The organism is Marinobacter sp. B-21, assembly GCF_056857895.1.
Window position 1 is genome coordinate 360,122 of sequence record NZ_JBSXNZ010000088.1, and the last position, 15,533, is coordinate 375,654.

Genomic DNA, 15,533 nt, shown 5'->3' on the forward strand with positions numbered 1-15,533 from the left:
CTCAGAAATCCCGGGTATAGAAGATATCCAGAGAAGCCGCCAGACCACTGGCGGCTTCCAGGTAAATATTCTTGCCAAGGTCATACCGCAGCGCGACGGTAGTAATCGGCTCGAAAATCCCCACGCCATACCGGACACTCAGTTCATCGGTCAGATAGCCACTGGCCACCACCGATGTCTGCTCACCCGAACCCTCTGCCTCGAGCGTCAGTTGTCGAATGCCAAACTCCTCACCAATCTGCCCTGTAACCTTGTTCGCCTGGGTCAGCCCCAGCGACAGCGCCGCCCGGCTCATCTGCCCCTCATCGCCCCGGCTCTGGGGTGCCCTGCCCAGAATGACATAGGACAGCGCGTCTGTCTGCGGCATATCGGGATTGGAGAAGACCTCCGTCTCGGGCGACTGCACGGGTCCGCTCAGGCGAATGCCGGCAACAACCGTATCAACGGTCCGCACTGCTTCAATGTCCAGATAAGGCTGGGTCAGATTACCGACAAACAGCAGTCGGGCCCGCCTCAGCTCAAGCTCCTGACCATAAGCCTCGTACTGGCCATTAACCAACTGAAGTGTGCCGCGCGCGTCCATGTCATTACCGATCCGCAGAGTTCCCTCAAGATCACCGGTTACCCCGAATGCCGCGAACGTGACCTTGTCTTCGCCCACCACAACCTTGACATCCATGTTCAGGGAGCGAACAACGGGCGCCTCCCGTTCAACCCCCACGATGACTTCATCCTCCGACACCGAAACCGCCTGCGCCGGCAATCCCTTGATCTCAATAGTGCCTCTCGGAACCCCAATGGCTCCGGACACCTGAAGGGAGCCCTCCCGGAACGCAATAGTGAGATCAGGCTCCACCTCCAGTTGGGCATAGGGCTCCAGGTTAAACGGCAAACGGCTGCCGGAAATGGTGATTTCACCCCGGGGTGCCTGCTGCCAGTCAAACTCACCATCGATGATCGTCCGGCTTCTGGAATTACTTTGAATCCGGCCGCTGAGCTTGGCGGAATAGCCCGCAAAATCAAGGCTGGCAACCACCTCTTCCATTGGCACTGGTAGCCGGGGATCCGACACCCTGCCGTTGGTCAGGTGCAGCACCCCGTTTACAGCGGGTCCCATCAGGGGGCCTGAGATACGGCCTCTACCATCCACCCGGCCGGCAACTTCCTGGAGTCCCGAGAGCAGACCGGCGAGGGCAATATCGAGCCCGTCGAGCTGGAAGGTTCCGTCGACAATACGATCTTCCGAGTTTGGATCCATCGCCATATCGAGGGCAACGTCACCCAGCTTCGGGCCGGAGAGACGGGCCGCCAGACTGGCCTGCCCGGGCTTGAGACCAACCTCAGTTGTCAGCGCATCATAGGAGAGGGACTCCCATTCACCATCCACCAGCAACTGAAACTCGCCGTCTCCGGCATCAAGGAAGATCCGCCCATCAGGTCCGGCATCGGTCGTCGTAAAATTGACTTCTCCGTTTATCCGGGCATTCCAGCGCAGGGTCTCCGGCAGCAGCGGCGCCAGGGCCTGCGCCGGGAACCGGTCTATACGATAGGCAAGACGGGGCACGGGAAGCAGTGTCTGATCGTCAGCACAGACCGCGCTCTGCTGCCAGCGCCAGCAGTGATTGCCAAAGGTAAGCTCGCCTCCTGCGCTGTAGTCCAGAGCCGCCGGCGATTCCAGTTGCCAGCGCTGGGATTGCCCGGGAAGGGCGATAACACCCGTGGACAGCGCCCCCTGCCAGGTCCTCCAATCCGCCCCGGCGCCACCCTCAAATCCGAGCTCCAGATTTGCCTCGGTGTGGCTGGCGCTGATGGTCAGCCTGTGCTGTTCCTGTTTGCCACTCGCTTCCAGGACAAGCGTTTCCAGTTCCTGCCCGAATGCGCGGAGGTTACCCGCCTCCACCTGGCTCATGAGCCGAAGGCCAGATTCGAGGCGCGCCTCCAGATTCAGGTTTTCTAAAGAGAATTCGTCCCGCCAGCGCAGGTCACGGGCATTTGCCGTCAGCTCTCCGGTCGGGTCTTCCAGCGTACCTCCTGCCTTCAGCTTCGCCTCCAGACGCCCCGCCAGGCCGGACAGTAATGCTTCGGGCTCTGGCATGCTCAGGGCCAGGTCACCGCGAATGGCGTTGCCCCAGGTCCCACTACCCTCTAACCGGTTGTCGCCTATTAACATTTCCAGGCCCGACAGCTCCCAGCTTCCTGAGGAGGTATCAAGGCGGCCTGCCAGGACAGCCGGATGGGTGCGCCAGTCACCCTCCAGGCTCCAGCTCGCATTCATGGCGGGGATCGAACCGTCCCGGAACTGCCCTTCGGTAGTTACATCACCGCTGAGACTGGCTTCGAGAACCGGCATCCAGTACCCCGGATTGAATCCCTCAAGCTGAAGCGCCGCCTGCCAGGCAAGGGGCCCGGAAAAATTCACCGAGCCATTGCCGGTCAGGGAACCGGCGCCGGTGCTGACCATCAGATCGGTCAGTGTGGTTTGTTGCGTGTCGCCGTCTACGGTAGTCGATATTTCGGCGCTGCCCTGAGGGCCATCAACACCTGCGGTCAGTTCCGCGTGGTAGCTTCCCTCGCGCCAGGACGCCGAGCCATCCAGCGAGCGAAGCAAAACCGCTGGTGGTTCAAGGCCGGGAACCAGGGTATACCAGGGAAACCCGCGCAATCGTAAATCCGCATTGGCAGCCAGGCCCTGGCGCCAGTCCACAGTACCTGTCGCCACTACGGTATCCTGACCTGTCCCGGCTTCCCTGTCAGTGGCCAGCTCAATACGGATATTCTTTGCACTCTGAGTGGTCACCAGGCCTTCCAGAGAAAGCTGCACCGGTCCGGTTGTACCTGGCAGTCTGGCCTGCCCCCGGGTACGGAAGCCTTTCCGCAGACTGCCATTGGCTTCGACAAACCAGTCCTTGAGCGTGAGGGTCGCGGGCAGCGCCTCAACCGCCAGGAACTGCTTCGAAGTCACCCTGATCCGCGCTGGCAGCGCCGGATCAAGCGGCTCGACTTTGCCCGACAGTTCGGCATCCAGATAACCACGACTGCTGCCCGTGACCATCAAATCCCGGACGCTGCCCGAAAGCGTGGCATCCAGGGTCCAGTCGTCACCGTAGGGTGGCGGCAGATCTGCCGTAACCTGCAGACTGACGGGCCACTCCCTGCGGGTTTCGATCCGTCCCGACACAGCAACGGTGGTGTCATCGAGCTGATACCAGGCATGATCAATGTTCCAGTCGGCCCCGGAACCACCGGCATCCAGTTCAAACCGGTCCCATATCCTGGTGCCATTAAAGTTGAACGGCCCCATTCTTACGTTGCTGATTTTCAGGCCCAGGGGCAGATCAACTCCAGGCAGGGATATTACCCCACCAGCCCCGGATTTTTCGGCCGGAGGCAGCTGGGTAACCTCGAGCTTTTCCGCCTGCAGCATTTCCAGGCACAACTGCTTACTGAACAGGCACGAGGGCGACCAGTCCACCAGCGGCGCCTCGACAATCAACTCAACCCCATAACCCCGCCATTCCAGGTGATCGGCCTGCCATTGGCCAAACAGCGAGCCGCGGTCATTTTCGGCCTGCAAGCCCGGAATCTGGTCAATCACCCAGGCAGTACCCGTCTCCGATCGCAGGGCAAGCAGAACAGCCGCCAGCAGTAACACGGGCACCAGCAGCAAGATGCCCAGACCCAGAAGCAGCCAGAACCGGAAGCGACGGGGTCTGGTCTGCGGCGCCTGATTGTTGTCTGCCGATGTTTCCGGTGTCTGCGTCACAGCTCGGGCCCCATGGAAAAGTGAATGCGCCAGTCCCCGCCAAACTCGGGGTTCAGCCCCTTGGCAATATCCAGCCGCAGCGGCCCGACCGGGCTGATCCAGCGAATGCCAACACCGGCGCCGGTCGCCAGTGGGTCGCTCAAATCGTTGATCGCGTTACCGTGATCCACAAACAGGGCTGCACGCCACTTGTCGGCAAACTGGTACTGGTACTCGCCACTGCCAACCATCAGGTAACGCCCGCCCACCGGCACACCATTATCGTTCTCCGGCGACAGGGTTTCATAGCCATACCCGCGGACACTCTGGTCCCCCCCCGCGAAGAACCGCAACGACGGCGGCACATCCTCGAACCGGTTGGTAGCCACCAAGCCCGCCTGAAACCGGGCGAGGAATCTGTGTTTGTCCGCCAGGGTAAACAACCCCTTTGCCAGAGCATTCACGTGCAGGATATCCACATCGGACAACGCTGCCCGGTGGGAACCCGTGACATCGAACTGCAACCGGTATCCCCGGGACGGATCCAGCGGCGAGTCGGTATGAATTCTGGAGTACCCGGCCCCCGGCAGAAGAAGCGTACTCGTGCCTTTCTCATCGTTTCCGATGTTGAAACGCTCACCCTCCCAGCGCAAAGACAACACCTGCAACCAGCCGTTATCAAGCTGATGCTGCCACTGCTGGCCCAGGGTCAGCAGTTCCGATTCGACATTCTCGATATCTTCTCGCTGATAGCCAGCGGTGAGTCGGATCAGATCTGTCATCGGCGGATCCAGCGGCAATTCATACCAGGTGCTCAGGTTCTGTCTCGGCACCGAAAGTTCCGTCTCGGCACCGCGCTTGTGGCCCATGGGATTGATCCAGTGTTCCCTCCAGGTGCCCCGGAAACGGGGACCCACATCGGTCGAAAAGCCGACACCCGCCGCCACCGAGCGAGCCTCCCGCCTGGTGAGCGCAACGCGCACCGGAATTGTCCCGTTTTCGGCACGGGCCGGAGAGGCGTCAATATCCACACCACTGAAGTAGCCGCTGTTCTGCAGGTTGCTGTTGAGTCTGGCAATTTCGTCGGAATGGTAGGGAATACCCGGCTCGAAGGTGACGAACTGCCTCAGAAGACCGGTTTCGAACCAGTGGTCTTCCTCAAACGTGACCTCGCCGAGACGGTACCGCTCGCCGCTGTCATAAATCAGGGTGACAGTAGCACTCCGGGTTGCCGGGTCCACCTCCAGGGTGCGGGTGACAAACCTGCCATCAAAATACCCCCGGCGGCGGGCCCGTGTCTGGATGGTGTCCCGGAGGTTTGCATACTGGCCGTGATTGAGAATATCGCCTTCCGCGGGGGTAACCGGGAGATCGGCGCCAAACCGCTCATCGGACGCCGCCGCGCCCCTGATTTCAACCGTCCGGGAGGTGACCCTCACGGGCTCTCCGGGACTGATGGTCAATACAAGCTTTGCGGCTGTGTCCGCGTCACCTTCCTTAAGCTGCCAATCAATCGTCGGGCTGTAATAGCCGAGAGCCCGCAACGCTTGCCGCGCCTGACTGACCGCCGTGGGCGCATACCGGCGAAGATTTCCGGCACTGCGGCCTTCCACTTCACCGATAAAAGCCTCCGCATTTTTCCTGAGGTCCGGGTAATCCCCCTCCATCCGCACGTCCACCTGTTGCGCGGAAGCCCACGCAGGTATGCAGAAAAGCAGAGCCACACAAAGCCGGATCCGGCCCGAATTCACAGCTTGGTAGATTGATAGCATCCGGCTATTTCAGTGTTGGTGGTAACAAGAAGGATTTCCGTTCAAGCGTGGGAGTTTAATGGCGCACGGTCAAGTTAATCCGCCGTTGGCCGAACGGCCTCCGGGCACTGGCGTCAGGGCGAGTCGTTTGTGGCGCTGAAATAAGCTAACCTGTCAGATACTTAGCTACAAACCGGACCCTGGCGAATGCTGAAGATAAATCGGGACAACCTCAAATCCAGCCACCAGCTCATCTGGTTCATCATCGATTTCCTGATGCTGGGCCTGCTGATTATCAACCTGGCGTTTATCATCTGGGACTCGATCTACAGCTTTGTCGCCATTCAGAATCTGCTGAAAGAGCAGGCACCGGCGATCCAGTCCCTCTACCAGCCGATCCACGAACGATTCATTTTTTACGATCTGATCTTCGTTGCCATCTTCCTGACCGAATTTTTCGTCCGCTGGGGCTACGCCATCAAGGCCAGGATCTATGACCGCTGGTATTTTTACCCCTTTATCCACTGGTACGACCTGGTGGGCTGTATCCCCGTTGGCAGCCTGCGGTTCCTTCGTATTCTGCGGGTGATCTCCATCATCTACCGCCTGCATCAGTACAAGATCATTGATGTTACCAACACCAAAATCTACCGGTTCGTTAACTTCTACTACGAAGCCTTTATGGAAGAACTGTCGGACCGGATCGTACTCAAGGTGCTCAGCGGTGTGCAGGAAGAGGTCAAGCGCGGGTCTCCGTTGTTTGAAAAGATACAACTGGACATTCTCTACCCCCGGCGCGACATGCTGTCCGACTGGATTTCCAGGCGGGTTGCCGAGGCGGCCCAGGAGGGGTATGTGCCCAACCGCGGCGCCCTCAGAAGCTATCTGGAGGACAGGGTCGATAATGCCCTTAAACAGAATCTGGAGCTGTCACGGCTGAAATTTCTGCCGGTGGTTGGCCCCACCATCCAGGAAACCCTTGAAGAGGCCGTGGGAGACATCGTTGCCCATGTCATCCACCAGATTCTGGAAGACCTCGCCTCGGCCTCCAATCACGCCTTCATTGAGGACATTGTCAATGTTTTCCTGCCAAACCCCGGTGAGGCACGGGAAGATGAGGCTCAGAACGAAGCTCTGATCAACCTGATTATTGAAGTCATCGATGCCATCAAGGGACAGGTGAAAGTAAAACACTGGCGTGATGAATTGCCCTGAGCAACCGGTATTTGTCCGTTAAATCCACAATAAAGAGAGCACTCATGGATGCACTGCACCTTCAATTGCACTATCAGCCGGCCCATGAACTCCTGGGACAACTGGAGGCCGGGACCCTGACCAGCGAAGCACTGGTTACCGCCTTACTGGACAGAATCCGGGACCAGAACCCTGCCATCAACGCGATTGTGGCGCTGGATGAACACAGCGCACTGGCCAGCGCCCGCGAAGCGGATAAGCAACGCGCGGCAAATACTGTTAAGGGCCCACTGCATGGCTTACCACTTACCCTGAAAGATACCTGGGAAGTGGCAGGCATGGCCTGTACCGCAGGTGCGCCGGCGCTCAGCAACCACAGGCCGGAAACCCACGCTGATGTAGTGCAACGCCTGGAGGACGCCGGGGCGATCATACTGGGCAAGACCAATGTGCCGATCTATGCCACCGACCTGCAGAGCTACAACAAGCTGTTTGGGGTAACCAACAACCCCCACAACCCCGCCCACACACCCGGCGGGTCCTCCGGTGGTGCCGCTGCGGCACTGGCGGCCGGCATGACGCCCCTGGAAGTGGGCAGTGATCTGGCCGGCTCCATCCGCACACCTGCGCATTTCTGCGGAGTGTTCGGCCACAAGCCCACACGCTCGCTGGTTTCCTTCCGCGGCCACATTCCCGGCCCGCCCGGCACCCAGTCCCGACCGGATCTGGTCGAGGGCGGCCCCATGGCCCGCAATGCCCGGGATCTCGAGCTGCTGTTGAAGGTCATTGCCGGGCCCCGGCCCTCGGAGGAGCGCAGCTGGGCCCTGAACATGGCGCCGTCCGGACTGCAGACCCTCGATCAGGCCCGGGTCGGTTTATGGCTGGAGGATCCGCTGTGCCCAGTGGAGCATGAGCTCACCGGGGGTTATCGCACCCTGGGCAAGTCCCTGGCCGACAGGGGCGCCCTGGTGACCGAAGCCAGCCACCCCCTGCTCAGCCTGGAGCATATCCTGCCCGCCTACTTCAACCTGCTGGGCAGCCTGCTCAGCACCTCCCTGAAACCCGCCCAGCGCCGGCAGATGAGATGGATCGCCCGGCTCGAACCCTGGCTGAAGTTTCTCGGACCCATGACCCCGTTTATCGGTGAATACGGGCGAGGTGTGAATCAGCCCGTTTACCAGTGGGTGGCCTGGAGCGAAATGCGTGAGAAAATGCGGGCGGAAATCGAATCCCTGTTCCGGGAGGTGGATGTGTTGCTCACCCCGGTCACACCCACCACCGCCATCCGGCACGACCATAGCCACCCGGTATTCAAGCGGCGCATCACCGTCGCCGGCCAGCCACGGGCCTATATGGACCAGTTCTGCTGGATCGCCTTCGCCACCCTGCTGGGCCTGCCGGCCACTTCGGTACCCATCGGGCGTACCACGGATGGCTTGCCATTCAATGTGCAGGTCATCGGCGCACCGGGGACGGATCTGACCACGATCCGGTTTGCGCGGTTGCTGGAGGAGGCCGGGCTGGCAGGGTTTGTGAAGCCGGAGGGTTTGTGAGAGGGATTCCGGGAATTTCAGAGCTACCGACCCGGGCCGAAGTAAGCCAAGATCATCCGGAAATACAGGAGTAAGTCCGGATGGCCGGAAAAGACTTCCGTAGTTCCGGTAACTCCTGCAAGCGTCGCAGTTTCCGATAAGGTTTGACGAACAGCAGTTGCCTAATAAATGATAGTTTACCTACTTTTTAACCCACTGAAACTTGCTGGGAACAGCGTAAGGATGGAAAGGCATGAGTAGGGAATCCTTGCCGGAAGGCGGGCACCTGGTGTCCCGGGAAAAGTTAACGGAAAAGACGAGCGCAATTCACCGTAATCTTTTTCTGCAGGCGTTGAAATCTCTCCAGTTCGGTTCGTTATCGCTTACATGGCCAGATGGAAAGACGACGCGCCATGAAGGAAAACAAGACGGTGTGCATGCGGAAATGACATTGCTGCAGTGGGATGTCATTGATCGCCTGATCACCCACGGTGACGTGGGATTGGGAGAAGACTACATGGCAGGCAAATGGTCCACACCCGACTTGCTTGCCCTGATGCGCCTCGCCGCAGGCAATATCGTTGTTTTTGAGCGGGTTTTGCATACCAGCGTATGGCTCAGGTTGTGGCATTGGTGCAAGTACCGGTTGTCTTCCAATACACTGAAACGCAGCCGTAAGAACGTTCAGGAGCACTATGATTTAGGCAACGACTTTTATCAGCTCTGGCTGGACAGGAGCATGACTTACTCCTGCGCCCTGTTTGACGGCAATACGTCCCTCCCGCTTTACGAGGCCCAGAAAGCGAAATATGAACGCATCCTTCAGCGACTGGCACCGGAACCGGGAAGCCGCATTCTGGAAATAGGCTGTGGCTGGGGTGGTTTCATGGAAATCGCAGCCACACACGGATGTTATGTGACCGGTGCTACCCTGTCCGGCGAACAGGCGGATTATGCCCGCCAGCGACTCGAATCCGCCGGACTGGCGGAAAATGCCGAGGTTCGTTTACAGGACTACCGGGACCTGTCCGGCCCCTTTGATTACCTGGTATCAATCGGGATGTTTGAGCACGTTGGCGAGTCGTATTGGCCCGCTTACATGAGGGATGTGCACGACTACCTGAGACCGGGCGGCAAGGCAATGATACAGACCATTACCATCGCCGAGGAGCGATTTGAGCGATATCGCTCCGGCAACGACTTTTTGAGGGAACATATTTTCCCCGGTGGTATGCTGCCTTCCAGAGAGCGTTTTGAAGCTGTTGCCGCCAATAGCGGCCTGGTGGTGAACGATGTGTTCGAATTCGGGCAGGATTACGCCATTACGCTGGAAAAATGGCTGGCGAACGTCGACGAACAGATACCGGCGATACGGGCGCTGGGGTACAGCGAGATGTTCGTGCGAAAGTGGCGGTTCTACCTGGCCAGTTGTGCCGGCATGTTTCGCGCCGGAGGTATCAATGTGATGCAGGTGGAGTTAAGCCGGGAGTAGCGACCCGGCTTTTCCGCAGCGACGAGCGTTATTGGCTGCAGGCATGGGAGCCTGCAGCCATGGGAATTATTCTTGACTTCGGGTGCGATCCGCGGTTGCCCCCCAGCGCCATTGGGTAACCTCCGGCATATCCACGCCGTACTCGATAATGTAATGCTGGTGCTCGATCAGCCGGTCGCGCAGCCACTGCTTGAGATAGGCGGCCCGTGACCCCAGTTGCGGAACCCGATCGATGACATCGGCCACCAGGTGGAAACGGTCCATGTCGTTGCGCACCACCATGTCGAACGGCGTGGTGGTGGTGCCTTCCTCCTTGTAGCCACGCACGTGGAGGTTCTTGTGATTGGTGCGCCGGTAGGTCAGGCGATGGACCAGCCACGGATACCCGTGATAGGCGAAGATGATCGGTTTATCGGTCGTGAACAGGGTGTCGAAGTCCTTGTGTGACAGCCCGCTCGGGTGTTCCGCCTGGTCCTGCAGGGTCATGAGATCCACCACGTTGATCACCCGCACCCTGAGCTCGGGCAGGTGGCGGCGCAGGATATCCACCGCCGCCAGGATCTCCAGGGTCGGCACGTCACCGGCACAGGCCATCACCACATCCGGATCGCTGCCCTGGTCGTTACCCGCCCAGCCCCAGATGCCGATACCGGCACTGCAGTGCTTGATGGCTGCGTCCATGTCGAGCCACTGGGGCTGCGGCTGCTTGCCGGCCACGATCACATTAACGAAATTGCGCGAGCGCAGGCAGCTGTCGGTCACCCACAGCAAGGTGTTGGCATCAGGCGGCAGATAGACGCGGATAACGTCGGCCTTCTTGTTCACCACGTGATCGATAAAGCCGGGGTCCTGGTGCGAGAAGCCGTTGTGGTCCTGGCGCCAGACATGCGAGGTCAGCAGATAATTAAGCGAGGCGATGGGACGGCGCCAGGGGATCTCCTTACTGGTAACCTTGAGCCACTTGGCGTGCTGGTTGAACATCGAGTCGATGATGTGGATGAATGCCTCGTAGCAGGAAAACAGCCCGTGCCTGCCGGTCAGCAGATACCCTTCCAGCCAGCCCTGGCAGGTGTGCTCGGAGAGGATCTCCATGACCCGGCCGTCCGGCGCCAGGTGATCGTCTCCCGGCAGCGTCTCGCCCATCCAGGCACGGTTGGTCACCTCGAACAGCGAACCAAGCCGGTTGGAGTTGGTCTCGTCCGGGCCCATAACGCGGAAGTTCCGCGTCTCCGTGTTCAGTTGCATGACATCGCGCAGGTAACCGCCCATGATCCGGGTCGATTCCGCCTGTTCCGTGCCGGGGCCGCTCACCGCGACGGCATATTCACGGAAGTCGGGCAGTTGCAAGTCCCTGAGCAGCAGACCGCCGTTGGCATGCGGGTTGGCGCCCATACGCCGTTCGCCCTGCGGTGCCAGTGCCGCCAACTCCGGTTTCAGGGCCCCGGTCCGGTCGAACAACTCTTCGGGACGGTAACTCTTCATCCAGTGCTCAAGCAGCTCCAGGTGCTCCGGCTTGCTAGCCAGTTCCGCGAAGGGCACCTGGTGCGAACGCCAGGTACCTTCGGTCTTCCGGCCATCGACTTCTTTCGGGCCGGTCCAGCCCTTTGGGGTGCGCAGGATAATCATTGGCCAGCGCGGGCGCACGGCCGTTCCCTTGGTGCGGGCTTCGTTTTGGATCGCCCGGATCTCGCCGATCACCGTGTCCAGGGTCGCCGCCATACGCTGGTGCATCAGTGCGGGCTCGTCGCCCTCGACGAAGTAAGGCCGGTAGCCGTAGCCGATAAACAGGCTCTCCAGCTCCTCGTGGGGAATGCGCGCCAGCACGCTGGGATTGGCGATCTTGTAGCCGTTCAGGTGCAGGATCGGCAGCACCGCGCCGTCCTGCGCGGGGTTGAGAAATTTGTTTGAATGCCAGGCGGTGGCGAGCGGCCCGGTTTCGGCCTCGCCGTCACCGACCACGCAGGCGGCGATGAGATCCGGGTTGTCGAACACCGCACCGAAGGCATGGGACAGGGCGTAACCGAGTTCGCCGCCTTCGTGGATGGAGCCCGGGGTTTCCGGCGCCACGTGGCTCGGCACGCCGCCGGGAAACGAGAACTGCTTAAACAACCGCTGCATGCCGACGGCGTTCTGCGGAATGTTCGGATAAGCCTCACTGTAACTGCCTTCCAGCCAGGTGTTGGCAACCAGACCCGGCCCGCCGTGTCCGGGGCCGGTGATGTAAATGACGCTCAGATCCTGCGCCCTGATCATCCGGTTCAGGTGCACATAAATGAAGTTCAACCCAGGCGTGGTCCCCCAGTGCCCCAGCAAGCGCGCCTTGACGTGCGCCAGGGTCAGCGGCTCGGTGAGCAGGGGGTTGTCGCGCAGGTAGATCTGCCCCACCGAGAGGTAGTTGGCCGCGCGCCAGTAGGCATCCATCCGGCGGAGTTCGTCCGCCGCCAGCGGAGTCGGCCCGGCACTGGCTTGTTCGGTTTGTATGGATTGTTTCAAGATCAGTTCCTCCACAAAGGTCAGGGATAGGAGTGCGTCAGGTCAGGGCCCTACCCGGGCAGGCTCAGGTTTCTGTTGCGGCCGGATGATTTGCAGGCAAGCCCAAACTTCCCAGACCAGGAAAACCGCCAGCGCGATACGCTCCGCCAGCCCCGGCGCGATATCCAGCTGAATGGCGATCACGAACGCCGTCACCGCCGTCGCCGCGATCACCGAGAGCGTCAGCGAGACAGGGCGCTGGCGGCGCCAGACGCGCTGACGGCGAAAGGCCGCCGAAAACACGAACAGCGCGGCGAGTTCCAGTGCAAACGCTAGGCTGGCTGCCCCCCGATGTATTTGCCCGGGCAGGTTCGGTGCCTGACCGGGTGCCTCGATGGGAAACAGCGCCGCCAGCAGAATACCGACCGAAGCCAGTCCGAACAGCAGTACTGCCCAGGTCCGCGGCGGCCCCGGGCGCAGCGCGCCGCGCAGGGCCAGGGTCAGCGCCAGGTTGCCCCAGCCATGCACGAAGGCGCCAACCATGAACAGCCAGCCGAACGGCTGGTTAGCCAGGTCGCTGACATAATCGTACGTCCAGTCGACCCCGCTGCCGGTCAGGTGCAGGGCAATAATTGACGCCCCGAATACCGCAACCCCCGCCAACCCAAGCAGCGCAAGCCGGCGCACCGGCCATGAAAATGTGTATTCCCTGATCATATTCGATTTCATCTCTCCTGCGTGCCTCTTGTGTGCCCGGACGCTGCCCCGGCTCCCCGTCTTCCGGGGCAGCCACACCCGCCCCTCACCGCTGCCACAGGATGTGATCCGCTTCCAGGGGAGTCACCACGCCATCGTGATGCGGTATGAGTCGCGCCGTATAGTCCGTCGCCGGGCGGGCCGCGGGCGCCCCTGCGCGATAGGTGTAGCCACCTTTTCCCTCCGTCAGTTGCCCTACGCGCTGCATCTCCACCCGTTCGGGTGCGCTGCCGTCCGTGCCGTCGGCATACAGCTCAACCCGCACGGCCTCTGGATCAAGCTCATCGAGATACACCTGAACCTCAAAGACGTGTTGCTCGCCCTCAGGCTCGACCTTCGCGTCGCCGAAGCGTATCGCAGCCCATTTGTGGTCCAGCGCGTGCCGCCATTCAACCAGTTCCACGCCGATTCCGCCTTTGCCGGCAGCGCGCTCACGGTACGCAGCGGCGGCCGGGAGGTAGTGTTGCTCGGTGTATTCGCGCACCGTACGGTTGGTGGAAAAGCGCGGCGTCAACCGCGCCATGCTCTCGCGCATCCGGTTCACCCAGGCGGCGGGAATGCCTTGTTCATCACGAGTATAGAACTCGGGGATCACTTCGTGTTCGAGCAGGTCGTAGAGCGCGTCGGCTGCGGCCGCATCCCGGGACGGATCGTCGCCATGTTCCTGGCCGTCCCCCAGTGCCCACCCCACATCCGGAGTGTAGGCTTCCGCCCACCAGCCGTCCAATTCCGACAGATTGATGCCACCATTGACGAGCACCTTCATGCCGCTGGTGCCGCTCGCCTCCCAGGGCCGGCGCGGCGTGTTGAGCCAGACATCCACGCCCTGCACCAGGCGCTCACCCAAGTGCATGTCATAGTCACTGAGGAAGATCACACGGGAGCGTACCTCGGGCCGCCGGATGAAATGCATCCATTGCTGGATCAGGGCCTGGCCTGCCCGGTCCTGCGGATGAGCCTTGCCGGCCATAATGAGCTGTACCGGGCGCTGCGGATCAGTCAGCAGGCGCAGCAGGCGCTCCGGGTCGTGCAGCAGCAGGTTCGGCCGCTTATAGGTGGCGAAGCGGCGGGCAAACCCCAGCGTCAATACACTGGGATCAAACAGCTGTTTCGCTGTATCAGCGGCCTCGGGCGCCTCGCCGGAAGCGGCCAGTTGCCGGGACAGCCGATCACGGACGTATTCAACCAACGCCTTGCTGGCCGCCGTGCGAAATTGCCAGAGACGGGCGTCGGAGAGCGCGCGAATGTGCTGTTCATGGGCGTCCGTCGTCCCCAGCCAGCGATCCTTGCCACAGGCCTCCGTCCAAAGATCATCCGCCGCCGCCGAATCCCAGGTCGGCATGTGAACGCCGTTAGTCACGTGTGCGACCGGCACCTCGTCCACCGGCCAGCGCGGAAACAGCGGTGCAAACAGGTGCCGGCTCACCTTGCCATGCAGGCGACTCACGCCATTCACCGCCCCGCTGCCGCGGATCGCCAGATACGCCATATTGAAATCCTCGGCCGGATCGTCCGGATTCCGGCGGCCCAGCGCCAGCAAATCGTGGAGCCTGATGCCGAGCTGGTTGCTCGCGTATCCACCCAGACAGTGTTCGATGAGGCCTGGTGCAAAACGGTCGAAGCCGGCGGCCACCGCCGTGTGGGTGGTGAAGAGATTGCCCGCGCGCGTGGCGGCCAGTGCAACGTCGAAGGGCTGCCCGGTCTGCTGCATGAAATGGCGCGCGCGCTCCAGCACGGCGAGAGCCGCATGCCCTTCGTTCAGGTGACAGACTTCCGGTTCGATGCCGAGCGCGGCGAGCAACCGCCAGCCGCCGATCCCGAGGATCACCTCCTGCATCAGGCGCTGATCCGGCGCGCCCCCGTATAGCTCACTGGTTATTCCCCGGTACGGCGGATAGTTCGCCGCATCATTGCTGTCCAGGAGGTAAAGCTTCACCCGGCCAACCTGGACCTGCCAGGCACGCAGCCAGATCGGGTGGCCGGGCAGGTCGAGCTGTATCCGCAACCACTCCCCGTTGGAATGGCGTAAGGGCGTGACCGGCAACTGGCCGGGATCGTTATACGGGTAAAGAGCCTGTTGCGCGCCGTCCCGGTCGATCAGCTGGCGAAAATAACCTTGCTGGTAGAGGAGCCCCACGCCGATCACCGGAACCCCCAGATCGCTGGCGGCCTTGAGCTGATCGCCCGCCACATTACCCAGCCCGCCGGAATAAATGGGCAGCGCCTCGCTCAGCATGAACTCCATGCTGAAATAAGCGGCACAGGTTAAAGGCGGCCGCGGGTAGGCTTGCTGAAACCACGCCGGTGCGCTGGCGGCATCCCGCCTGGTTTGCACCAGGTCCCCGACGTCTTTACGGAACACGGGATCGGCCAGAACGCCCTGGAGCTTCTCCCGCGAAACCGTCTGCAGAACGACCCAGGGGTTATGCGTGGACGCCCAGAGCCCGGGATCCAACTGCCGCCACACCTGATCGGTCGCGTGATTCCACGACGAACGCATATCCAGAGCCAGCTCAGCCAGGGCATCAAATCCCTCGACATCCGTATGCAACAGGCCGTATAGCGGTTGACTGACAGGGGTTTCATTGTTCATG

At 61.1% G+C, this 15,533-nt stretch carries 8 protein-coding genes; 3 read left to right on the forward strand and 5 right to left on the reverse strand.

Features of this window, described 5'->3' with window-relative positions:
- Position 1: 1 nt before the first annotated feature.
- Both AC13C0_RS19815 and AC13C0_RS19820 read right to left on the reverse strand, forming a co-directional pair.
- Positions 2-3,763 (reverse strand): translocation/assembly module TamB domain-containing protein, encoded by a 3,762-nt coding sequence (locus AC13C0_RS19815; protein WP_482954908.1) that lies wholly within the window; start codon positions 3,761-3,763, stop codon positions 2-4.
- Positions 3,760-5,514, reverse strand: a complete 1,755-nt coding sequence (locus AC13C0_RS19820; RefSeq protein ID WP_205422270.1) for an autotransporter assembly complex protein TamA — start codon at positions 5,512-5,514, stop codon at positions 3,760-3,762. Before AC13C0_RS19820 ends, AC13C0_RS19815 begins: the two co-directional genes overlap by 4 nt.
- Before the next feature lie 186 nt (positions 5,515-5,700).
- Here AC13C0_RS19820 and AC13C0_RS19825 point away from each other — a divergent pair, with 186 nt between their 5' ends.
- From AC13C0_RS19825 to AC13C0_RS19835, 3 genes are all read left to right on the forward strand, one after another.
- Positions 5,701-6,708, forward strand: coding sequence for a hypothetical protein (locus tag AC13C0_RS19825; protein ID WP_341582222.1), 1,008 nt, complete (start codon positions 5,701-5,703; stop codon positions 6,706-6,708).
- Positions 6,709-6,752: 44 nt separating this feature from the next.
- Positions 6,753-8,240, forward strand: coding sequence for an amidase family protein (locus AC13C0_RS19830; RefSeq protein ID WP_117617633.1), 1,488 nt, complete (start codon positions 6,753-6,755; stop codon positions 8,238-8,240).
- 232 nt (positions 8,241-8,472) lie between these two features.
- Positions 8,473-9,711: an SAM-dependent methyltransferase gene (locus AC13C0_RS19835; protein ID WP_117617634.1), complete on the forward strand. Its 1,239-nt coding sequence runs from the start codon at positions 8,473-8,475 to the stop codon at positions 9,709-9,711.
- Between the two features lie 66 nt (positions 9,712-9,777).
- Here the strand turns inward: AC13C0_RS19835 and AC13C0_RS19840 are convergent, their stop codons facing one another.
- The 3 genes from AC13C0_RS19840 to glgP form a co-directional block, all read right to left on the reverse strand.
- Positions 9,778-12,204 (reverse strand): phosphoketolase family protein, encoded by a 2,427-nt coding sequence (locus AC13C0_RS19840; protein ID WP_117620286.1) that lies wholly within the window; start codon positions 12,202-12,204, stop codon positions 9,778-9,780.
- A 42-nt stretch (positions 12,205-12,246) separates the two neighbouring features.
- Positions 12,247-12,912 carry a DUF998 domain-containing protein gene (locus AC13C0_RS19845; RefSeq protein WP_117617635.1) on the reverse strand — a complete coding sequence of 222 codons (666 nt, stop codon included), beginning with the start codon at positions 12,910-12,912 and terminating at the stop codon, positions 12,247-12,249.
- Positions 12,913-12,985: 73 nt separating this feature from the next.
- A complete protein-coding gene (gene glgP, locus AC13C0_RS19850; RefSeq protein WP_341582226.1) occupies positions 12,986-15,532 on the reverse strand; it encodes an alpha-glucan family phosphorylase in 2,547 nt (848 codons plus the stop codon).
- Position 15,533 lies beyond the last annotated feature (1 nt).